The organism is Micromonospora trifolii, from assembly GCF_022229005.1.
In the GTDB taxonomy this organism is placed as follows: domain Bacteria; phylum Actinomycetota; class Actinomycetes; order Mycobacteriales; family Micromonosporaceae; genus Micromonospora; species Micromonospora trifolii.
On the sequence record NZ_JAKKFD010000082.1, the window covers coordinates 90,819 to 112,455 of the forward strand.

General features: G+C 70.9%; 18 protein-coding genes and 2 pseudogenes. 8 read left to right on the plus strand and 12 right to left on the minus strand.

Features of this window, described 5'->3' with window-relative positions; translation table 11 throughout:
• Positions 1-76: 76 nt before the first annotated feature.
• Complete coding sequence (locus NIE79_RS33415) at positions 77-1,486, plus strand: GGDEF domain-containing protein (protein WP_238682359.1); 1,410 nt, start codon at positions 77-79, stop codon at positions 1,484-1,486.
• 155 nt (positions 1,487-1,641) lie between these two features.
• Here NIE79_RS33415 and NIE79_RS33420 read toward each other — a convergent pair whose 3' ends face one another.
• Together NIE79_RS33420 and NIE79_RS33425 are read right to left on the minus strand one after the other, a co-directional pair.
• Positions 1,642-2,703, minus strand: coding sequence for an aspartate-semialdehyde dehydrogenase (locus tag NIE79_RS33420; protein ID WP_091403390.1), 1,062 nt, complete (start codon positions 2,701-2,703; stop codon positions 1,642-1,644).
• A 5-nt stretch (positions 2,704-2,708) separates the two neighbouring features.
• A complete protein-coding gene (locus tag NIE79_RS33425) occupies positions 2,709-3,974 on the minus strand; it encodes an aspartate kinase (protein WP_030489892.1) in 1,266 nt (421 codons plus the stop codon).
• Between the two features lie 259 nt (positions 3,975-4,233).
• On the opposite strand from NIE79_RS33425, the gene NIE79_RS33430 reads away from it, so the two are divergent.
• Both NIE79_RS33430 and NIE79_RS33435 read left to right on the plus strand, forming a co-directional pair.
• Positions 4,234-5,022, plus strand: a complete 789-nt coding sequence (locus tag NIE79_RS33430; RefSeq protein ID WP_238682360.1) for a hypothetical protein — start codon at positions 4,234-4,236, stop codon at positions 5,020-5,022.
• A gap of 84 nt (positions 5,023-5,106) precedes the next feature.
• A complete protein-coding gene (locus NIE79_RS33435) occupies positions 5,107-5,637 on the plus strand; it encodes a nitroreductase family protein (protein WP_238682373.1) in 531 nt (176 codons plus the stop codon).
• Positions 5,638-5,721: 84 nt separating this feature from the next.
• Here the strand turns inward: NIE79_RS33435 and NIE79_RS34145 are convergent.
• Positions 5,722-6,690, minus strand: a pseudogene (locus NIE79_RS34145) (ArsR family transcriptional regulator); the annotation flags it as partial.
• Positions 6,691-6,714: 24 nt separating this feature from the next.
• On the opposite strand from NIE79_RS34145, the gene NIE79_RS33445 reads away from it, so the two are divergent.
• Both NIE79_RS33445 and leuA read left to right on the plus strand, forming a co-directional pair.
• A complete protein-coding gene (locus NIE79_RS33445; protein ID WP_238682361.1) occupies positions 6,715-7,986 on the plus strand; it encodes an MFS transporter in 1,272 nt (423 codons plus the stop codon).
• A 237-nt stretch (positions 7,987-8,223) separates the two neighbouring features.
• Complete coding sequence (gene leuA / locus NIE79_RS33450; protein WP_238682362.1) at positions 8,224-9,975, plus strand: 2-isopropylmalate synthase; 1,752 nt, start codon at positions 8,224-8,226, stop codon at positions 9,973-9,975.
• Between the two features lie 29 nt (positions 9,976-10,004).
• On the opposite strand, the gene NIE79_RS33455 is transcribed toward leuA, so the two are convergent.
• Complete coding sequence (locus NIE79_RS33455) at positions 10,005-11,498, minus strand: MFS transporter (RefSeq protein WP_238682363.1); 1,494 nt, start codon at positions 11,496-11,498, stop codon at positions 10,005-10,007.
• 107 nt (positions 11,499-11,605) lie between these two features.
• Here NIE79_RS33455 and NIE79_RS33460 point away from each other — a divergent pair, with 107 nt between their 5' ends.
• Together NIE79_RS33460 and NIE79_RS33465 are read left to right on the plus strand one after the other, a co-directional pair.
• Positions 11,606-12,262 (plus strand): HNH endonuclease family protein, encoded by a 657-nt coding sequence (locus NIE79_RS33460; RefSeq protein WP_238682364.1) that lies wholly within the window; start codon positions 11,606-11,608, stop codon positions 12,260-12,262.
• Positions 12,238-12,627, plus strand: coding sequence for a hypothetical protein (locus NIE79_RS33465; protein WP_238682374.1), 390 nt, complete (start codon positions 12,238-12,240; stop codon positions 12,625-12,627). Before NIE79_RS33460 ends, NIE79_RS33465 begins: the two co-directional genes overlap by 25 nt.
• A 24-nt stretch (positions 12,628-12,651) precedes the next feature.
• On the opposite strand, the gene NIE79_RS33470 is transcribed toward NIE79_RS33465, so the two are convergent.
• The 7 genes from NIE79_RS33470 to NIE79_RS33500 all read right to left on the minus strand — a co-directional run bounded on the left by NIE79_RS33470 (position 12,652) and on the right by NIE79_RS33500 (position 19,719).
• Positions 12,652-13,764, minus strand: coding sequence for an ABC transporter ATP-binding protein (locus tag NIE79_RS33470; RefSeq protein ID WP_238682365.1), 1,113 nt, complete (start codon positions 13,762-13,764; stop codon positions 12,652-12,654).
• Entirely contained in the window at positions 13,761-14,774 is a 1,014-nt protein-coding gene (locus tag NIE79_RS33475; protein ID WP_238682366.1) for an ABC transporter ATP-binding protein, read from the minus strand. The genes NIE79_RS33470 and NIE79_RS33475 overlap by 4 nt, the downstream gene beginning before the upstream one ends.
• Before the next feature lie 7 nt (positions 14,775-14,781).
• On the minus strand, positions 14,782-15,744 hold the full coding sequence (locus tag NIE79_RS33480) for an ABC transporter permease (RefSeq protein WP_238682367.1): 963 nt from the start codon (positions 15,742-15,744) through the stop codon (positions 14,782-14,784).
• Positions 15,741-16,745, minus strand: coding sequence for an ABC transporter permease (locus tag NIE79_RS33485; RefSeq protein ID WP_124776655.1), 1,005 nt, complete (start codon positions 16,743-16,745; stop codon positions 15,741-15,743). Before NIE79_RS33485 ends, NIE79_RS33480 begins: the two co-directional genes overlap by 4 nt.
• Before the next feature lie 85 nt (positions 16,746-16,830).
• Positions 16,831-18,492, minus strand: coding sequence for an ABC transporter substrate-binding protein (locus NIE79_RS33490; RefSeq protein ID WP_238682368.1), 1,662 nt, complete (start codon positions 18,490-18,492; stop codon positions 16,831-16,833).
• A 316-nt stretch (positions 18,493-18,808) separates the two neighbouring features.
• On the minus strand, positions 18,809-19,402 hold the full coding sequence (gene recR / locus NIE79_RS33495) for a recombination mediator RecR (protein WP_238682369.1): 594 nt from the start codon (positions 19,400-19,402) through the stop codon (positions 18,809-18,811).
• Positions 19,403-19,410: 8 nt separating this feature from the next.
• Complete coding sequence (locus NIE79_RS33500) at positions 19,411-19,719, minus strand: YbaB/EbfC family nucleoid-associated protein (protein WP_007466279.1); 309 nt, start codon at positions 19,717-19,719, stop codon at positions 19,411-19,413.
• Positions 19,720-19,920: 201 nt separating this feature from the next.
• Here NIE79_RS33500 and NIE79_RS33505 point away from each other — a divergent pair, with 201 nt between their 5' ends.
• On the plus strand, positions 19,921-20,592 hold the full coding sequence (locus tag NIE79_RS33505; RefSeq protein WP_238682370.1) for a DUF998 domain-containing protein: 672 nt from the start codon (positions 19,921-19,923) through the stop codon (positions 20,590-20,592).
• An 88-nt stretch (positions 20,593-20,680) separates the two neighbouring features.
• Here NIE79_RS33505 and NIE79_RS33510 read toward each other — a convergent pair.
• Positions 20,681-21,637: pseudogene (locus NIE79_RS33510) on the minus strand (DNA polymerase III subunit gamma and tau); the annotation flags it as partial.

Sequence of the window (21,637 nt, forward strand, 5' to 3'; positions counted from 1 at the left end):
CCCAGCCACCGTGAGTACGCTTGATCGAGCGGTTCGGCGTCGGCCGGGCCCCTCCCCTACCTGGAACGACGTGCGAGTGGATCATCAGCGAGTCATCCGTGACGTCATCGTCCGCCTGCCGATGGCGTCGAGCACGCCGGAGGCCTGTCGATGGACGGTCACCGCGCTGTCCCGCCACACCCCGGCGACCATCTCCGTGCTGCTCGCGGTCCACGACCGCCTGCGCTGCGTCGCGGCGACCGGAGCCTGGCAGGTCTTCGCCACGGTGCCGGCGCGGACCGGAATCGTCGGCCGGGTGTACGCGACCGGCGCTCCCGCCGTCGTCCCGGACGTCGCCGTCGACCCGGACTACCTACCGGTACGCCCGGATGTGACCGCTGAGCTGTGCGTACCGGTGCTGGACCCGACCGGCCGGGCGATCGGCGTACTCGACCTCCAGTGGAGTGAGCCGACCGACCTGGAGCCGTGGCGGGAGACCGCGCAGCGGCTGGCCGACGGGCTAGGTGCGCGGATCGCTGCCCTCGGTGGCCCACCGGCGGAGAGCCGCAGCGAGAAGCTGCTCCGGCACGCCGCCGCGCTCTCCTCCGCTCCGACCGAGGGGGAGGTGATGGGGGCGGCGGCCCGCGCCGCCCGGGAGGTTTCCACGCTCTCCACCGCACTGCTGCTGATCGGCGGCCAGCTCGGCCCGTCCCCGGCGACGCCGAGCGACCTGGAGACCCGGATCCGCGCCGAGCTGGCCGGGGCGGGTCCAGCCGCCCTGGACCGGATGGTCGAGCGGGCACACCGGTACGGCGCCGGGTACACGCTGGGCGAGGCCGGGCATCCCCCGACCGAGGACTACCGTCCGCTGACCGAGGCGGGGGTACGCACGCTGGTCGCCGTGCCGGTCGGGCCGACCGACGCCGGTGGGGTGCTGCTGGTCGCCGACGAACGCGCGCTGCGTCCGGACCCGACCACTGTCAGCCTGATGGAGTTGCTCGCCGGGCAGGCCTGGACGAGCGTGGACCGGCTGCGCACACTGGCCCGGCTGCGGGAGCAGGCCAGCTCCGATCCGCTGACCGGGTTGCGGCACACCGGCCCGTTCGGGCAGCGGATCGCGGCGGCCACCCCCGGCCGTACGGCCCTGCTGGCGATCGACGTGGACGGCTTCAAGACCGTGAACGACACGTACGGCCACCAGGCCGGCGACCGGGTGCTGGTCGGGCTGGCCCGGGCGCTGGAGGGTGCGCTGCGGCACGGCGACGAGTTGTACCGGATCGGTGGCGATGAGTTCGTCGCTGTGATCGAGGTGAGCCGCCCGGAGGAGGCGGTCCGGATCGCCGAACGGCTCACCGAGGCGGCCCGACGCATCGGCCGCACGATCAGCGTGGGCGTCGCGCTGCCCCGCCCCGGCGAAACCCCCGACCGCACCCTGAAAAGGGCCGACCAGGCCCTCTACGCGGTTAAGCGCCAAGGCCGAGACGGCGTCCTACTCTCCGCCGCGTAACCGCCCCACCCCCACGCCCCGCCGATCTTGCGCTTTCGGCTGTCGTTTTGTCGCCCTGGTCCCTTATGTCGGCACAGAAACTGCAAGATCGCCGCAGCGGGAGGCGGGGCGGAGCTGCGGGCGGGGCGGGGGTGGGGGTGGGGAGCCGGGGGGGGTTAGGGGGTGCGGAGTTCTTTGGCTAGGAGTTCGGCGATCTGGGCGGTGTTGAGGGCCGCGCCCTTGCGGAGGTTGTCGCCGGTGACGAAGAAGTCGAGGGCGCGGGGGTCGTCCAGGGCGCGGCGGATCCGGCCGACCCAGGACGGGTCGGTGCCGACGGCGTCGATCGGCATCGGGAACTCCCCGGCCGCGGGGTCGTCGACCAGGATCACCCCGGGTGCGTTGCGCAGCGCCTCGCGGGCGCCCTCGGCGTCGACCTCGGTGGCGAAGACCGCGTGCACGGCGACCGAGTGGGCGGTGACCACCGGCACCCGGACGCAGGTGGCGGAGACCTTGAGGTCGGGGAGGCCGAGGATCTTCCGCGACTCGTTGCGGATCTTCATCTCTTCCGACGACCAGCCGCTGTCCGCCGGGGAGCCTGCCCACGGGACCACGTTGAGCGCCATGGGTGCCGGGAACGGGCCCAGGTCGTCGCCGACCGCCTGGCGTACGTCGCCGGTGCGCGAACCGAGCGCCCGATCGCCGGCGACCTTGGTGAGCTGGTCGTGCAGGATGTCGACGCCGGACTGGCCGGCTCCGGAGACCGCCTGGTAGGAGGCGAGTACCAGCTCTCGTAGGCCGTACTCGCGGTGTAGCGGCGCGACCGCGACGATCATCGCGAGGGTTGTGCAGTTGGCGTTGGCGATGATGCCCCGCGGCCGGTTGCGGACCTGCTCGGGGTTGATCTCCGGGACGACCAGCGGGACGTCGCGGTCCATCCGGAACGCGCCGGAGTTGTCGACAGCGATCGCCCCCCGGGCGACGGCGATCGGCGCCCACTCGGCGGAGACCTCGTCGGGCACGTCGAACATGGCCACCTGGACCCCGTCGAACGCCTCGGGGGTCAGCGCCTGGACGACGAGTTCCTCGCCCCGGCAGCGCACCCGGCGCCCGACGGAACGCTCGGAGGCGAGCAGCCGGATCTCACCCCAGACGTTGCGTCGCCCGGTGAGCAGCTCACACATCACGGTGCCGACGGCACCTGTCGCTCCGACCACGGCGAGGGTGGGCAGCGCCGTCATCGGCGCTACCTACCCGTCCCCGCGTAGACCACGGCTTCGGTGTCGCCGCCCAGCTCGAACGCGTCGTGGATGGCGCGGACGGCGGCGTCGAGGTCGGTGTCCCGGCAGACCACGGAGACCCGGATCTCGGAGGTGGAGATCATCTCGATGTTGACCCCGGCGGCGCCGAGCGCGGCGAAGAAGCCGGCCGCCACCCCGGGGTGCGAGCGCATGCCCGCGCCGATCAGCGAGACCTTGCCGACGTGGTCGTCGTAGAGCAGGCCCTTGAACTTGACCGGCTCCTGGATCTTGCTGAGCGCCGCCATCGCGGTGGGACCGTCGGCCTTGGGCAGGGTGAACGAGATGTCCGTCCGGCCGGTGCCCTCGGTGGAGACGTTCTGCACGATCATGTCGATGTTGATCTCGGCGCCGGCGACGGTGTCGAAGATCCGCGCGGCGGCACCCGGCTCGTCGGGCACCCCGACGATCGTGATCTTGGCCTCGCTGCGGTCGTGCGCGACCCCGGTGATCAGTGCCTGCTCCACGGAAAGGTCCTCCATCGATCCGGTGACCATCGTGCCGGTGTTGGTCGAGTATGACGAACGGACGTGGATCGGCAACCCCGCCCGCCGGGCGTACTCCACGCTACGCAGGTGCAGCACCTTCGCGCCGCACGCCGCCAGCTCCAGCATCTCCTCGTAGGTGATGTGCTGGATGTGCCGGGCGTTGGGCACGATCCGCGGGTCGGCGGTGAAGATGCCGTCCACGTCGGTGTAGATCTCGCAGACGTCGGCGTGCAGGGCGGCGGCGAGCGCCACGGCGGTGGTGTCCGAACCACCGCGGCCCAGCGTGGTGACGTCCTTGGTGTCCTGCGAGACGCCCTGGAAGCCGGCAACGATGACCACCGAGCCCTCGTCGAGCGCGCCCTTGAGTCGCCCGGGGGTGACGTCGATGATCCGGGCGCGGCCGTGCACCGAGGTGGTGATCACGCCGGCCTGCGAACCGGTGAACGAGCGGGCTTCGTACCCCAGGTTGTGGATGGCCATGGCCAGCAGGGCCATGGAGATCCGCTCCCCGGCGGTGAGCAGCATGTCCAGTTCGCGGCCCGGCGGCAGCGGGCTGACCTGGTTGGCCAGGTCGAGCAGCTCGTCGGTGGTGTCGCCCATCGCGGAGACCACCACCACCACGTCGTCGCCGGCCTTGCGGGCGGCGACGATGCGCTCGGCCACCCGCTTGATCCGCTCGGCGTTGGCGACGGAGGACCCGCCGTACTTCTGCACCACGAGTGCCACGACGGTGCACTCCCTCCCAGCGACCCTGAGCGTGCCGACGCCGCCGGAACCGGGGCCGGCGGCGCGTGTCAGACCTCATGAGGGTATCCGGCGGGTAACGAAGCCGGGTCAGGTGATCCCACCATCCGGCCCGCCCGGGCGCGGCCAAGCCGGTCCCACCAGGTCGGATGGGTACGCCGGGACGCCCCGCCCGACACGCCGGAACGGGCCCGGTACGCGCCGGCACCCGCCAACCGCCAGTACCCACCAGAATGGGCCGGTGCCCGTCCTCATCCGCTCGGCCGGCCGTGTGCTCGGGCCGCTCGTCCTCGCCCTGCCGGCCCTCCTGGTCGCCTGCACCAGTGAGCAGCCTCCGACTCCGCCACCCGCCGATCCGGGGCCGGTCGAGGTGGAGGCCGCACGGGATGAGCTGGCCGCGCTGGCCGCGGCGGCTCAGGACCGTCACCTGGTGGCCCAGTACGTCTACGGCCGGGCGGGTCAACCGGATCGCACCATCGTCTTCACCAGCGCGAACGACGGCAGCTGGCGGGTGGACGTGCCGGGAGGCGCCCTGGGTGGCACCGCCGATGTCTCGATGGCCAGCACTGCCGACGGGCTGTTCCAGTGCGCCCTGCCGTCGGCTGGTCATACCGAGTCGGCGAGCTGCGTACGCCTGGGTGATCGCGACGACGCGATCCCCCGCCGGTCGGACCCCCGGGTCCAGCACCTGCTCACCGACTGGCTGTACGTGCTCACCGACCGCCGGGCGCCGTTGGCGGTCGCCCCGGCCAACGCCCCCGAGGGCGTCACCGGCACCTGCTACTCGGTGGATTCCACCTCGGCGTCGCTCAACGCCCCGTTGGATGTGGGCATCTACTGCTACGACCAGGACGGCACGCCGACCGGCGTCCGGACCGCGGCCGGGTCGCTGCGGCTGGCTGCCGCACCCGGCCCGGCACCGGCCACCGTGCAGTTGGCCGGCCCGGTGGTGGTCGACCGGGAGCCGCTCGACACCGCGGCGCCGCCGACCCCGGACCCGTCGGAGAGCCCGGGCGCGGGAACGTCCTGATCTTCGTCCCGTTACGGGTGCTCTTGCCCACATTCAGCCACCCCGTCCTGATGGGCGAATCACCCATACAGGACGATCCGGTGTATGGCCGACCTCACCCCGCTGCTCGCCTACCGCTGGAGTCCACGAGCCTTCGACCCGAGCGCCAAGCTGACCCCGGAGGAGTCCGCCTCGCTGCTTGAGGCCGCTCGCTGGGCCCCCTCGGCGGAGAACGGGCAGCCCTGGCGGTTCGCCCTCGGCCATCGCGACGACGAGACCTGGAAACGGATCCTGGTCAGCCTCCCGGTCGACGACCAGAGCTGGATCCGGCACGCCGCGACCCTGGTGGTCGGCGCCCACGCCGGCCCCGACACCGAGCAGGCGGCGTACGACCTGGGACAGGCGATCGCGCACCTGACCGTGCAGGCCACCGCGCTCGGCCTGCACGTGCACCAGCTCACCCGGTTCGACCGGGCCGACCTCTCCACCGAACTCGACCTGCCAGGCGGCGTCCGCCCGCTGGTGGTCGCCGCCGTCGGCCGGCTCGGGGACCCGTTCGCCCTCCCGGCCGACCTGCGCGCCCGCGAGACCGGCCTGCGGCACCGTCGCCCGGTCGCCGAGCTGCTGCTGCGCTGATCGCGCGCCGGGTTCACCCGCCCCGGCTGGCCCTGAGCAGGACCGCTGCGGCGTCGGTGTTCGATAGCGCACGTGCCGACCCTCGCGGGACCGGGACACCAGGCCGGCGCCGTGCAGCGCGGCCAGGTGCTGGGAGACGTTCCCGGCGGACATCCCGGTGAGTCGGGCCAGGTCGGTGGTGGTCAGCGCCGTCTCGAGCAGGTGCAGCAGCGCGGCCCGGCCCGGCCCGATCACCCGTGCGAGTGGGTCACCGGGCGGCGGCGCGGTCGCCTCCCAGAGCGTCCCGACGGCACGGACCGGGTACGCACCGGCCGGCAGCGAATCCTCCAGCAGGTTCCACAGCACGTGCCGCTCGGTGAACACCGTCGGGTTCAGCGCCAGCCCACGATCGCGGAGGTCGAAGTCCCGCTCGAACGTGTCGTCGCTGATCACCCGGTCGCCGTGCCAGCGCAGACTCGGGTGGAGCTGCTCGAAGAACCGACCGGCGCCGCTCTCGGCGAGCTGCGCGGCCCGGTACGCCACGTCGGCGTCGAGGAGCGCCCGCATCCGCGACCAGTCCGGGGCGATCGCCTCGTCGTACCAGACCCGCACGGCGTCGACGACCTGCGGCAGCAGCCCACCGGGGTCGGCGAGCAGCGCCCGCCCGAACGGGCTCAGCGGCTTTCGCCAGGTGGTCGACAGCAGGTCCTGGACCACCACTTCCGGCGGCGTCGCGGCGATCTGGTCGAGTTGCTCGGCCATCTCCACGTTCGGGCGGGCCGCCGGGGTGAGGAAGTCGGGCAGCCAGCGACCCGGCACTACCAACCCCACCAGAGGCCGGACCCGGTCGGCCACCTCGGGACGACGCAACGTCACCCGGGCCCGGTCGATCCAGGGCAGGTGCACCGCGTAGCGGACCGGGTTGGCCAGCGCCCACATGCTCATGACCGTCTCGTTGGCCGGTGACACGGCGAGCCGCACTCCCGCCACGTCGGCCAGGCTGAACCGCAACTCGGACACACGCACCCCCGGGAGCAGGATTCGGTCCAGCCTAAAAGAATCGACCGGGGCCATGGGGAGCCCGTTCACTCACCCGACATGGGGACCCGAGAGACCATCCGCACCGCCGTCCGAGATGTCGTACCGCCGGCCGGGCTGACGCGCGCCCTGGCCGTGCAGGCCATGGTCTACGCGGTCGGCAGCGGCCTGTTCCACGCCGGCAGCGCCGTCTTCTTCACCCGGGCGCTCGGGCTCAGCGCCGCCCAGGTCGGGTTGGGGCTGTCCATCGCGGCGGGGGTGTCGCTGCTGGGCACCGTGCCGCTGGGCGGGCTCACCGACCGGTACGGACCGCAGCGGGTCTGGGTGGTGGGGCTGGTGCTGAACGCGGCACTGTTCGCTACCTACCCGTTCGTGGGCGGCTTCGCGGGTTTCCTCGCCGTGGTGGTGGCGCTGGCCGCCGTGGACGCCGCTGTCGGCGTGGCCCGGCAGGTCTACTCGATCAACGCGCTCCCGCCGGCCGAACGGGTCACGGCGATGGCGTACCAGCGCTCGTCGCTGAACGTCGGCTTCGGGCTCGGCGCGGTGATCAGCGGCCTGGTGCTGGCGGTGGACACGATCACGGCGTACCGGGGGATGGTCTGGTTCATCTCGACGGTCTTCCTCGTGACGGCCCTCTTCGTGCGGCGACTACCCCGGTTGCCGCAGGTTGCCCGACCGGCGGAGCCGATGAGTCGGCTCGCCGTGCTCCGGGACCGGCCGTTCATGGCGGTGTCAGTGCTGTCCGGGCTGCTCACCGCGCACGGGGTGCTCTACCTGACGGTGCTGCCGCTGTGGATCCTCACCCACACCGACGCCCCGAAGACGGTGATCGCCGGGCTGGTGCTGCTCAACACGGTGCTGATCGTGCTGCTCCAGGTGCGCGTCAGCCGGGGCGCTGACACCGCGGCGGGCGCGGCCCGGGCCTCCCGTCGGGGCGGGCTGCTGATCGCCCTGTTCTGCCTGGTCCTGCCGATTTCCGGAGTCACTCGGGGCGCGCTCACAGTCGTGGTGCTGGTGGCCGCCGCGTTGCTGCTGATCCTGGCCGAGCTGATCGAGTCGGCGGGCACCTGGGGGCTCACCGCCACCCTGCCGCCGACCGACCAGCGCGGTGCGTACGTGGGGGCGCTCGGACTCGGCGTGCAGGTCCAGTACCTGATCGCGCCGGCGGGGCTGACCGCGCTCGGGGTCACCACCGGCGGGTGGGGCTGGTTACCGATAGCAGCGATCTTCGTGCTGGTCGGGCTGGCGATCGTGCCCGCGGTGGCCTGGGCCGGACGCACGCCGCGGCTCGGTGCCGAGGCCGCGGCACCGGCCATGAGCCCGGTCCCATAGTCCGGACCTGTCTTTCCACCCCCCGTTCCATCACGTAGGGTGACCTGGTCATGTGGCAGGCGCTGCTCCTCCTTAGCCGCCGCGACGAGGCCTGACCGGCCGGCACCTCGTCGCGGAGTCGCATCGCGCCGTCCAGCACATCCGAGTTTCTTCTCGGCACCGCCGCGCACCGTCGCCCGGCATCTCGCCGACACCTTCCGATCTGCTGACGCCACATGTTCCAGGGAGCACTCTGAGATGGCTCAACCTGTCACCGACACCGAGACCGATCCGATCGCCCGGCAACGCCCCAGCCGGATGCCGTTCCACCGCTACGAGCCGTACCGGGAGCAGTTCCGGGTCGAGCTGCCGGACCGCACCTGGCCCACCCGCACCGTCGAGGCCGCCCCCCGCTGGTGCGCCGTGGATCTCCGCGACGGCAACCAGGCCCTGATCGACCCGATGTCGCCCGAGCGCAAGCGCCGGATGTTCCAGCTGCTGGTCCAGATGGGCTACAAGGAGATCGAGGTCGGTTTCCCGTCGGCGAGCCAGACCGACTTCGACTTCGTCCGGCAGCTCATCGAAGACGACATGATCCCGGACGACGTCACCATCCAGGTGCTCACGCAGTGCCGGGAGCACCTGATCGACCGGACGTTCGAGTCGCTGCGCGGCGCGAGGCGGGCCATCGTGCACTTCTACAACTCGACCTCCACCCTCCAGCGGCGGGTGGTCTTCGGCCTGGACCGGGACGGCATCGCCGACATCGCCACCACCGGGGCGCGGCTCTGCCAGAAGTACGCCGAGATCCACACCCCGGACACGGAGATCTTCTACGAGTACTCGCCGGAGTCCTACACGGGCACCGAGCTGGAGTACGCGCTGGAGGTCTGCTCCCGGGTGATCGACGTGATCGACCCGACCCCGGACCGGCCGCTGATCATCAACCTGCCGGCCACCGTCGAGATGGCCACCCCCAACGTGTACGCCGACTCGATCGAGTGGATGCACAGGCACCTGCCACGCCGGGACAGCGTGGTGCTGAGCCTGCACCCGCACAACGACCGGGGCACCGGCGTGGCCGCCGCCGAGCTGGGCCTGCTCGCCGGAGCGGACCGCATCGAGGGCTGCCTGTTCGGCAACGGTGAGCGCACCGGCAACGTCGACTTGGTGACCCTGGGGCTGAACATCTTCTCCCAGGGCATCGACCCGATGATCGACTTCTCGAACATCGACGAGATCCGACGTGCCGTCGAGTACTGCAACCAGCTGCCGGTGCACGAGCGCCACCCGTACGCGGGCGACCTGGTCTACACCGCCTTCTCCGGCTCCCACCAGGACGCGATCAAGAAGGGCTTCGACGCCCTCGCCGCCGACGCGAAGGCGGCCGGCGTACCGGTGGACGAGCACACCTGGGCGGTGCCGTACCTGCCGATCGACCCGAAGGACCTGGGCCGCACCTACGAGGCGGTCATCCGGGTCAACTCGCAGTCCGGCAAGGGCGGCGTCGCGTACATCATGAAGAGCGAGCACCAGCTGGACCTGCCGCGCCGGCTCCAGATCGAGTTCTCCGGTGTGGTGCAGCAGGTCACCGATCACGACGGCGGCGAGGTCGACCCGGCCGCCATGTGGGAGATCTTCGCGACGCACTACCTGCTCGACCACCAGCCCGACCCGACGGTCCGGCTGGCCGGCTACACGATCGGCACGGTGGACGGCAAGGTCGAGATCGAGGCCCAGGTCGGTGTGGGCGGCGAGCAGCGCTCGCTCGCCGCTGTCGGCAACGGCCCGATCGACGCGTACGTCAACGCGCTCCAGTCGGTAGGGGTGGGCGTACGGGTGCTCGACTATCACGAGCACGCGCTGTCCTCCGGTGGTGACGCTCAGGCCGCCGCGTACGTGGAGTGTGAGGTGGACGGGAAGACGGTCTGGGGTGTCGGCACCGACGCCAACATCGTCACCGCGTCGATCAAGGCGGTCACCAGCGCCGTCAACCGCGCCCGCCGCTGACCTGGGCGCGACACCCCCGAGGTGGCTTCCTACTTCGGGGGTGTCGCGGCGGGCAGTGAGTGGCAGGGCTGGGACGGCGGGGCTTCCCGGGGCGGTCGGTGGACCAGCACGAGGGCCAGCAGCGCGCCGGCCACGAGCAGCCCCGCACACCACTCCATCGCGCCCCGGAACGCGTCGGTCAGCTCGGCCTTCTGCTCGTACCCGCCGCCCGAGAGCCCGACCAGCAGCGGCAGCGCCGCCACCGCGAGCAGGCCGCCGGCCCGGGACGCGGCGTTGTTGAACCCGCTGGCCACCCCGGAGAACCGGTCCTGCACAGCGGCCAGCACCGACGCGGTCAGCGGTGCCACCACCAGTGTCAACCCGATGCCGAAGAGCAGCACCCCGGGCAGCACGTCCCGCCAGTACGACGCGCCCGGTCCGACGCCGCGCAGCAGCAGCAGACCGATCGCGGCGACCACCGGTCCGATGGCGAGCGGCAGCCGTGGGCCGATCCGCGCCGACAGCGCACCGGCGCGCGCGGAGCCGACCAGCAGCAGCAGTGTCATCGGCAGCAACGCGATGCCGGTGCGGAAGGCCGACCACCCGACCACGTTCTGGAGGTAGACGGCGAAGAAGAAGGTGAAGCCGCCGAGCGCCGCGTAGACGACAACTGTGAACAGGTTCAGCACCGAGAAGAGTCGGCTGCTGAACAGCCCGGTGGGCAGCATCGCGGCGTCGCCACGCCGCCGTTCCAGCAGGACGAAGGCCACTGCGGAGAGCACCCCGACCACTGCTGCGATCAGCACCTCGGCGGAGTCGAACCCGCGGGCCGGCGCGTCGATCAGCGCGTAGGTGACGCCGGCGAGCGCGAGCGCTCCGAGCAGGGCGCCGGCGACATCGAACCGCCGCCGGGTCCGACCCCGCCCCTCGGTGCGGGAGGCACTCTCGTCCCGGCTCTCCGGCACCCAGCGCAGAGCGGCCAGCAGCACCAGCACGGCGATCGGCAGGTTGAGGAAGAAGATCCAGCGCCAGGAGAGCGCGTCGATCAGCCAGCCCCCGATGAACGGTCCCAGCGCGGTGGACACCCCGGACAGCCCGGCCCAGGCGCCGATCGCCCGGCCCCGGTCGTCGGGATGGAAGCTCGCCTGGAGCACCGACAGCGACCCGGGCGTGAGCAGCGCGCCACCGGCGCCCTGGAGGAACCGGGCGGCGATCAGCATTCCGGTGTCCTGGGCCAGCCCGCAGAGCACGGAGGCGGCGGTGAACCAGACCACGCCGATGAGGAAGATGCGTCGCCGGCCGAAGCGGTCGCCGAGCGCGCCGCCGAGCAGCACGAACGCCGCCAGCATCAGCAGATAGCCGTTGATGGTCCACTGGAGATCGGCCACGTTGGCGCCGAGGTCCTGCCCGAGCTTCGGCAGCGCCACGTTGACGACGGTGCTGTCGAGGAAGACCATGCCAGAGGCGAGTACGGCGGCGAGCAGCGTGCCCCGGCCGGCGGTGGTGCCCATCCGGAGGGCGGTCGCCGGTATGGGTGCGGTCATCCCACCAATCTGCCTTGCATCATGTGGGAGACGCCACGAAACGCCGAAACCGTGCCCGGGTACTGTGCGCAATCGCCGGGAGCCCCCAAGCTGGAGAGGTGTCGTCTGTGCGTACCAGATCAGGACCGCGAGCGGCGGTGGCCGCGCTTGCCGCGGCGCTGGCGCTCGGCGTGGCCGGTTGCGTCCCGCAGGATGAGCCGACCACACCGCCGTCGAGCGACGGCGGCAACGCCGCTGAGCAGCTGAGCCAGCTCACCGTCGCCACCGCCGGCTCGATGAAGGGCTACAGCCGGGAGCGTTTCCCGCACTGGCGGGACACCGGCAAGAACTGCGATATCCGGGACAGCATCCTCCAGCGCGACGGCAAGGACGTGAAGCTGTCCGGCTGCAACGTGGTCGGTGGGCGCTGGGAGAGCGTGTACGACGGTCGCAGCTTCTCCGATCCCTCCGACGTGGACATCGACCACATGGTGCCGTTGGCCAACGCGTGGCGCTCGGGTGCCGACGAGTGGGACAACGCGAAGCGCGGCGATTTCGCCAACGACACCACCCGTCCGCAGCTTTTCGCGGTTTCCGCCTCGTCGAACCGGGCAAAGGGTGACCAGGACCCGTCCCAGTGGAAGCCGGCAAACCGGTCTTACTGGTGCAAATACGCTCAGGACTGGGTGACGGTCAAGCACTACTGGAAGCTGACGGTGACCAGCGCCGAGAAGGCCGCCCTGACCGACATGTTGGAGGGCTGTTCAGTGGGAAGCGACTCGTGACCGCCGCCGGGGAGAGCGGCCCGTCCGCCGCCGGCATGACCGCGGACGGCACCGCCGAGACTCCCGCCGCAGTGCCGGGTGCCGGCATGGTCGCGGATTCGGGTGGGGCGGCCGGCCCGCAGGCCCGCACCACCGACATCGTGCCCGGCCCCGGCGGTGTGATGACCGACGAGGTTGGCGTCGTCACCGGCGACCTGACGCTGCGCACCGAGTACGCCGACGGCACTGTCACCCTGCGGGTGCAGTACAAGGACGCTGACGAGTGGTACGCGGTGACCGGCACGTCGGTCACGCTGGCCGACCCGGCTGGGCTGGACGCGGTGCACGGCGTCGCGGTGGGGCTGCTGAACCGCCCCGAGGGCTGACGAGCGCCGGCACCGCGTCCAGTCTCAGACGTACGAGCCGGGTTCGGTGGGCGCGGAGACCACGCCCGGCGCGTCCCCCTCGCCCTCGGGTCGGACGATCTGCGCGCTGACCCCGTGCGGGCGTAGCTCGCCGCTGGCGATCTGCTCCGCGAAGTGGCAGGCCACCCGGCTGGCGCCGATGTCCCGCAGTACCGGTCGCTCGTCGGCGCAGCGGGTGGGCTGCGCCCACGGGCAGCGGGTGTGGAAGCGGCAACCGGACGGCGGGTTGGCCGGCGACGGCAGGTCACCGGCGAGCAGGATCCGCTCCCGGCGGTCCTCCACGTCCGGGTCCGGCACCGGCACCGCCGACATCAGCGCCCGGGTGTACGGGTGCAGCGGCTCGGTGTAGAGCCTGTCGCTCGGCGCCTCTTCGACCAGCGCGCCCAGGTACATGACGCCGACAGTGTCGGAGATGTGCCGGACCACAGCGAGGTCGTGCGCGATCACCAGGTAGGTCAGCCCCAGACTGTCCTGGAGTTCGTCCAGCAGGTTGACCACCTGGGCCTGGATCGACACGTCGAGCGCCGAGACCGGCTCGTCGGCGACGATCAGCTCCGGCCCGAGCACCAGCGCCCGGGCGATGCCGATGCGCTGCCGCTGCCCGCCGGAGAACTCGTGCGGGTAACGCGACAACGCCCAGCGCGGCAACCCGACCGCGTCCAGGGTCTCGCCGATGATCCGCCGACGGTCGGTGCGGTCGGTGCCGATCCCGTGGGTCTGGAGGCCCTCGGTCAGGATCGACTCGACGTTCTGCCGAGGATCGAGGCTGGACATCGGGTCCTGGAAGATCATCTGCATCCGGCGACGCATGCTGCGCAGCTTGCCCGACGGCAGCGTCGTCAGCTCGACGCCGTCGAAGCTGACCTCGCCAGCTGTCGGCGGGGTGAGCTGGAGCAGCGCCCGACCCAAGGTGGACTTGCCGCAGCCGGACTCACCCACCAGGCCGTACGTCTTGCCCCGCGCGATGCTCAGGTCGACCCCGTCGACGGCCTTCACCTGCCCGACCACCCGGTCGAAGAGCACCCCCCGCTTGATCGGGAAGTGCACCTTCAGATCGCGCACCTCGACGAGGATGTCGTTCTCGCTACGCTCGCTCACGCTGTTTCCTCCTCGCGCGGGGCGGGCACCATGCCCGGCAGCGGCTCCGGGTTGACGCACCGGTAGCTCCGTCCGTCGTGCGCGTGCACCAACTCCGGCGGCTCACCCACGCACTCGTCGATCCGGCGGGCGCAGCGCGGGGCGAAGGCGCAACCGTCCGGCCAGGGCAGCAGGTCGCGGACCGAACCGGGGATCGGGTTGAGCTTCTCGCCCCGCCCGGCGTCCAGGCGCGGCACCGAGCCGAGCAGACCCACCGTGTACGGGTGACGCGGCTGGCGGAACAGCGGACGACGTCGGGCCGTCTCCACCACCCGGCCGCCGTAGAGCACGTTGACGGTGTCGACCATGCCGGCCACCACGCCCAGATCGTGCGTGATCATCAACAGTGCGGTGCCGGAGTCCCGGACCAGCTCCTTGAGCAGCTCCAGGATCTGGGCCTGAATGGTGACGTCCAGCGCTGTGGTCGGCTCGTCGGCGATCAGCAGCCGAGGCTGACAGGCCACCGCCATCGCGATGAGCGCACGCTGGCGCATCCCACCGGAGAGCTGGTGCGGGTACTCCTTGAGCCGCCGCTTCGGGTCGGGAATGCCGACCCGGTCCAGCAGCGCCGCGGCCTCCTTCGCAGCGGCCTCGCCCTTCATCCCCCGGTGCCTGGTGAGCACCTCGGTCACCTGCAACCCGATCGGGATCACCGGGTTCAACGAGGAGAGCGGGTCCTGGAAGATCATCGCGATGTCCCGGCCCCGGATGTCCCGCCGCGACCGGTCGTCGAGCTGGAGCAGGTCGGTGCCGTCGAAGACGGCCTTCCCGCCGACGCGCAGACCGGGCTGCTTGGGCAACAGGCCCATGATCGCGAGCGAGGTGACGCTCTTGCCGCAGCCGGACTCGCCGACCAGGCCGACCACCTCACCGGCGTCGACCGAGAAGGACACCCCGTCGACCGCGTGCACGGCCCGCTGACCGCGGCGGGCGAACGTGACGGAGAGATCTTCAACTTCGAGCAGTGCCATTACGGGCCTACTTCCGCAGCTTCGGGTCGAGGGCCTCACGCATCGCCTCACCCAGCAGGGTGAAGCCGAGCGCGGTGATGATGATCGCGACCGCCGGGTAGATCGCCAGTGACGGCCGGATGCCGAGGTACTGCTGCGCGTCGGCGAGCATGACCCCCCACTCCGGCACCGCGGTGTCCGGGTTGCCGAGGCCGAGGAAGGAGAGCGCCGCAGCCTCGATGATCGCGGTGGCCAGGGTCAGCGTGGCCTGCACGATCACCGGGGCGAGCGAGTTCGGCACCACGTGGGTCAGCGCGATCTTCGACTTCTTCACGCCGAGCGAGGTCGCCGCCAGCACGTAGTCACTGTTGGCCTGGGAGATCATCGAGCCGCGCAGCAGCCGGGCGAACACCGGCACCGAGACCACGCCGACCGCGATCATCACAGTGGTCAGGCTGGCCCCGAGCAGGGCGGCGATGCTCACCGCCAGCAGCAGGCTCGGCATCGCCAGCAGCATGTCGATGAAGCGCATCAGGGTGGTGTCGATCCACCGCCCCCACCGTCCACCGAGACCGGCTGCGGCGCCGGAGACGCCACCGATCAGCGCGCCGATCGCCAGACCGATCAGGGTGGAGACCACGCCGACCAGCAGGGTCTGGCGGGCACCCACGATCATCCGGCTGAACTCGTCCCGACCCTGGTGGTCGTAACCGAACCAGTGGTCGCCGTTCGGGCCGGGAATGGTACCCGGCTTGATCAGCCCCTCCCGGATGCCGATCGTGTCCGTCGCCGCGTACGGCACGAGGAACGGGCCGACCACAGCGACCAGCACGAAGAGCGCCAGGATGACGGCGCCGACGATCGCAGCAGGGTTACCGCGCAGTCGGCGGAACGCCTCCTGCCAGAGGCTGACGCCCCGCTCGTCGTCACGGGCGGCCAGCTCGGAGAGCCGGTCGATCTTTTCGCGCTTCTTGCCTGGGCTGAGTGTCATCGCACCCTCACCCTCGGGTCGATGAAGCTGTAGGAGAGATCGACCAGGAGGTTCACCAGCACGTACACCACCGCGATGATCAGGATGAAGCCCATCAGCACCGGATAGTCGCGTTGGCCGATGGCCTCGGCGACGAACGCTCCGATGCCGCTGAAGGCGAAGACGGTCTCGGTCAGCACCGCGCCGGAGAGCAGCCCGCCCGCGAGCAGACCGATCGAGGTGGCGACCGGCAGCATGGCGTTGCGCAGGACGTGCCGGCGACGAACCGTCTGCTCGGTCAGGCCCTTCGCCTCGGCGGTCCGCACGAAGTCCTCGTTCAGCACCTCCAGCACGCTCGCCCGGGTGATCCGGACGATGATCGCCAGCGGGATGCTGGCCAGCGCGATGCTGGGCAACACCAGATGCCAGAGGGCGTCTGCGGCGGCGTCCCACTCACGGGTCATCAACCCGTCGAGGACGAAGAAGTTGGTGACCCGGGTCGCCCCGAGGGTCGGGTCCTGCCGGCCGCTGGACGGGAACCAGTGCAGGTTCTCCGAGAAGATCGCTTTGAGCACGTAGCCCAGGAAGAAGACCGGGATGCAGATGCCGATCAGCGAGCCGCCCACTGACGCGTGGTCCAGGAAACGGCCGCGACGACGGGCGGCCAGGTAGCCCAGCGGGATGCCGACGCCGATGGCGATGATCATCGCGGTGATGGTCAGCTCGACGGTGCCGGGGAAACGCTCGATGAACTCCGTGGTGACCGCCCGCTTGGTGGAGGTCGAGGTGCCCAGGTCGAGCTTGATCATCCGCCGTACGAAGCGGCCGTACTGCACGAGGATGGGCTCGTCGAGCCCCATGTTGCGGCGGATCGCGGCCCGCATCTCGGGTGTGCCGCGCTCGCCGAGAATGGCGGTCTCGGGGCCGCCGGGAAGTCGGCGGAGCCAGATGAAGAGCAGGAGGGAGAGCCCGAACAGCGTGGGTATCAGCTGAAGCAGGCGCCTGACGATGAACCGGAACACGGCGGCCTCGAAGGGGTGCGGAGGGTTGCGGGCGGGCGCTGTGCGACAGCGCCCGCCCGCGTTCCTTGCTGCGTCAGATCAGGACTTACTTGAACTCGGCGGTCGCGTACCGCTCGTCGGTGAGCGGGCTCGCCTTGACGCCGGTCACGTCCTTGCCGAACACGATCGCCGGCGGCGAGTGCGAGATCGGCACACCGGGCAGGAAGTCCATCACGGACTTGTTCAGGGCCTTGTACTTCTCGGTCCGGGCCGCGATGTCGGCGGTGCCGTCCGCGTCCTTGAACTGGTCGAACAGGGCCTTGTTGTTGAAGCCCCACTCGTCCTTCGGCCGGTCGAAGAAGGTGCCGATGAAGTTGTAGGCGTCACCGTAGTCACCGGTCCAGCCCAGGAAGTGGATGTCGTGCTTGCTACCCGAGGTGGTGGCGTTCAGGTAGTCCGGGCTCCACTTCAGCGGGATGGCCTCGACGGTGATGCCAACGGCCTTCAGGTCAGCCGAGAGCAACTCGAAGATGTCCTTCGGGTTCGGCATGTACGGCCGGGTGACCTCGGTCGGGTAGTGGAACTTCAGCGTCAGGTTCGACGCGCCGGCCTCGGCCAGTAGCGCCTTCGCCTTGGCCGGGTCGTAGGTGTACTTCGTGACGTCACCGTTCCAGCCCTCGACGGTGTCCGGCATGAAGTTGTCGGCGACCTTGGCACCCGGCGGCAGCTTGGAGGTGACCAGCTGCTGACGGTTCAGGGCGTACGCGATGGCCTGCCGGACACGAATGTCGGCGAGCTTCGGGTTGCCCTTCTGGTTCATCGCCAGGTAGAGCACGTTGAACGCCGGGCGCGTGAGCATGTTGAAGCCCTCGCTCTTCAGCGGCTCGACGTCCGCCGGGCCAACCAGGTCGTAGCCCTGGATGTCACCGGAGCGCAGCGCCTGCTTACGGGCGTTCTCATCCGAGATCGTCTTGAAGATGAGGGTCTTCAGCTTGGCCTTGGCGCCCGAGTAGTCCTCGTTGCGCTCCAGGGTCAGCGTCTTGTTGGCGACGTCCCAGGTCTTGAACTTGAACGGGCCGGTGCCGGTCGGGTGCTCCGTCGCGTACGCCGGGTACTTGATGTCCTCGGCGGTACCCGCGACGTTGCTCGCGTCGAACTCCTGCAGCGCCTTCGGGCTGTGGATGGAGAACGAGGGGAGCATCAGCGCGGCCGGGATCTTGCTGGAGACCCGGGTGAAGGACAGGTCCACAGTGGTGGCGTCCTTGGCGGCGCAGGACTTGAAGAGACTCGGCGGGAGATCCGCGTTCTCGTTCTTGGCGAAGCCGCCCATGACGTCCTGCCAGTACGCGGTCACGTCCGGGCTCTGCATGAGGCCCTTGGCGTTGTACCAGCGGTTGAAGTTGACGCAGACGGCCTCGGCGTTGAAGTCGGTGCCGTCATGGAACTTCACGCCCGAGCGGAGCTTGAAGGTCCAGGTGGTGCCGGCGGCGTCCGGGGTCCAGGACTCGGCCAGGCCGGGGGTGACCTTCGTGCCACCCTCCTCCGGTCGGACCAGGGTCTCGAAGACCTGACGCGCCACGCGCAGCGACTCACCGTCGCTGGCGAAGCTGGGGTCGAGCACCTTCGGGTCTCCGGCGACGCCGAAGACGAGGGTGTCCTTCTTGCTACCGCCGGATTTGTCGTCGCGGTTGCTCTCGGCGCAGCCTGCTACCGCGAGGGCCGCGACCGCGATGGCCGCGATCGCGACCTTCGGCCTGGGTGCACGCATGTGTGCTTCACCTCGTCCTTGGGGGTACGGACAACGTGGTGACAGGGGTCACCGATGGCGGTGACCATAGCTCCCGAGGCGACCACCCGGAAACCGCTGAGTGGACGGTTGGTATCGGATCGTGCCTCAACCGCCGCTTGACATTCGATTCGTAGGTAAACAGCGGCAAAAACCGATCAATCAGCACCCGCGATGCCAAACTGTTACGTCGAACAGCCCCGATGAGGGCACAGGTGTCAGATCATTTCCGGGCAGACACGCAGCGGTGGCCGGCACCCGACCCGGGTGCCGGCCACCGGCCGTATACGTCAGGGGATCAGACCGCGCGGCGCCCCTCGAAGGCCCGACCAAGGGTGATCTCGTCGGCGTACTCCAGGTCGCCGCCGACCGGTAGCCCGCTGGCCAGCCGGGTCACCGAGATGCCCATCGGCTTCACCATCAACGCCAGGTAGGTGGCCGTCGCCTCGCCCTCGGTGTTCGGATCCGTGGCCAGGATCAGCTCCCGCACTCCGCCGCCGCCGAGCCGGATCATCAGCTCCCGGATGCGCAGATTGTCCGGGCCGATGCCCTCCAGCGGATTGATCGCGCCACCCAGCACGTGGTAGCGACCGCGGAACTCACCCGTCCGCTCGATGGCCACCACGTCCTTGGGCTCCTCCACCACGCACAGCACGTCCTCGGTGCGGCGCGGGTCGCGGCAGATCCGGCACTGCTCGGACTCGGCCACGTTGTAGCAGGTCGTGCAGAACCGCACCAGCTCCTTGACCTTGCGCAGCGCGCCGGCCAGCCGGTTGACGTCAGCCGGATCCGCCGAGAGGACGTGGAACGCGATCCGCTGAGCGCTCTTCGGACCCACGCCCGGCAGCCGACCCAGCTCGTCGATCAGATCCTGGATGGCACCTTCGTACATCTGCCGGCTCAGAAACCGGGCAGGCCGAGGCCGCCCATGCCGCCGGCGACCGGGCCCATCTTGCGCTCGGTCAACTCCCGGGCCGCCTCGGCGGCGTTGTGCACGGCCGCGACGACCAGATCCTCCAGCGTCTCCACGTCGTCCGGGTCGACGGCCTTCGGGTCGATCTTGATGGCCTTGAGCTCACCGGAGCCGGAGACGGTCGCGGTGACCAACCCGCCGCCGGCGGTGCCGGTCAGCTCGGCCTCGGCCAGCTCGGCCTGGGCGGCGGCGATCTGCTGCTGCATCTTCTGCGCCTGCTTCAGCATCTGCTGCATGTTCGGCTGTCCACCTGGGCGCACGGGATGGCTCCTTCTCGCACTCGTCTGCTCGACCGCCGCTCAGCCTATCCGCTGGGACCGACCTCGCCCCGCCCGGTGCGTCCGCCCACGCCGAGCCTCCGGGTACGGCTAGCCCTACCCCGAACCGGCCATCTGCTGGTAGTGCGCCCACAGCCGTCGCACTGGTCTGCTCGTGGCATGAATCTCAACCGCACCGGCCGGGTCGGCGCACTGTGCTGGCTCGCGGCCGCGCCCATCTTCCTCGTCGCCAGCCTGATCAGCGGGCTGCGGTGGCGCGAGCCCACCTACAGCTGGGCCACCCACAACATCAGCGACCTCGGCAACGCCCACTGCGGCATCTGGGACACCACCCGCCCCCGCCACGTCTGCTCGCCGTGGCACCCACTGATGAACACCGCGACACTGGCCACCGCCGTACTGCTCGCCGTCGGGCTCCTGCTGACCTGGCGCATCCTCGGCCGCGGCCCGGTGGTGCGGACGGCCCAGACACTCCTGCTGCTGGCCACCGGCGGATACGCCCTCGTGGCCCTCTACCCGGCCGACATCGACGAGAACCTGCACGTCCTCGGCGCATTCCTGATCATGGGATTGGGCAACATCGGCCTGCTCCTGGCCGGCTTCGCACCACGCACCACGACGCTGGGCCGGTGGCGACGGCTCACCCTCACCGCCGGGCTGATAGCGCTGACCGGAACAACACTCTTCGCCGCCCAACAGGGCCTGGGCATCGGGGTAGGCGGCATGGAACGAGTGGCGGTACTCCCGTTCCCCCTCTGGGCCTGCGCCCTGGGCGTCCTGCTGGCCGAACCCCCTCCCCTGCGCGATCTTGCACTTCCTGCCTCGACATAAAGGGGCATTCTCCGCAAGACGGCGACCACAACTGCAAGATCGCCGAGCCGAGCCGAGCCGAGCCGGGCGGGGCTGGGGTGGGGTGGGGTTAGCGGGCGTCGACTTCGTTGATCTTTTCGGCGCCGAAGGTTTCCCGGAGCAGCCGTACCGCCTGCTCTTCGCTGGACTCCCGCGCGGTCTTCTCGTCGATGATCTCGTCCAACGGCTCGTCGCCCGGGTCGAACCCCTCAAAGGCCGGGGTCGCCGCCGCTGCCGCGCCGCCGGGCCGACCGGCCCGCGCCGGGCCGTCGAAGTCCGGGTCGTAGGGCGGCTCGCCGGCCCATTCGGCGTCCGCGACGGGCCGGGCTGCCGCTCCGGTACGCACACCGCGCCCCGCCGCCGCCGCGCGAGCCGCGGCGATGGCGCTGCTCACCGGCGCGCCACCGGCTGTCGCCGGCTGCCGGGCCGCCGGTGTCGCGTTACCCCGCCCGCCCGGCTTACCGCCGCCGGCCGCTGACCCGGGATCGCCCGAACCGCCCGGTCCGGTGCCGTTCGCGCCGCTGCCGTTGGTGCCGCTGCCGTTGGTGCTGCTGCCGTTGCCGGCGCTGCCGTTCGCGCCGGTCGACGCCGGTGCGGAGTGGGCGCTCGACTCGTTTCCGGCCGACGCGCCGCCGGGGCGGGCCGCCTCCGGCCAGTCCTCGTCATCCGTAGCCTCGGCGGCGAGGGCGCCGCCGCCGGGGCGGGCCGCCTCCGGCCAGTCACCGTCGTCCGCCGCCGGAGCGGACGGCGCTGAGCCCTGCCGACCAGCACCGTGACCAGCGGAACCCGCACCGGCACCGCCACGCGAAGCCGAGCTGGCAGCGCCGGTCGGGTTCGCGGCGGCGGGCGAGGCGTTCGTCGGACCGGCGGCGGTCGGGGCGTTGGATCCCGCAGTCCCCGGCCCGGCGGCGGTCGCACTTGGCGCAGCGTTCGCGCCGGGCGCAGCGTTCGCGCCAGGCGCGGCGTTCGCGCCAGGCGCGGCGTTCGCGCCAGGCGCGGCGTTCGCGCCAGGCGCAGCGTTCGAGCC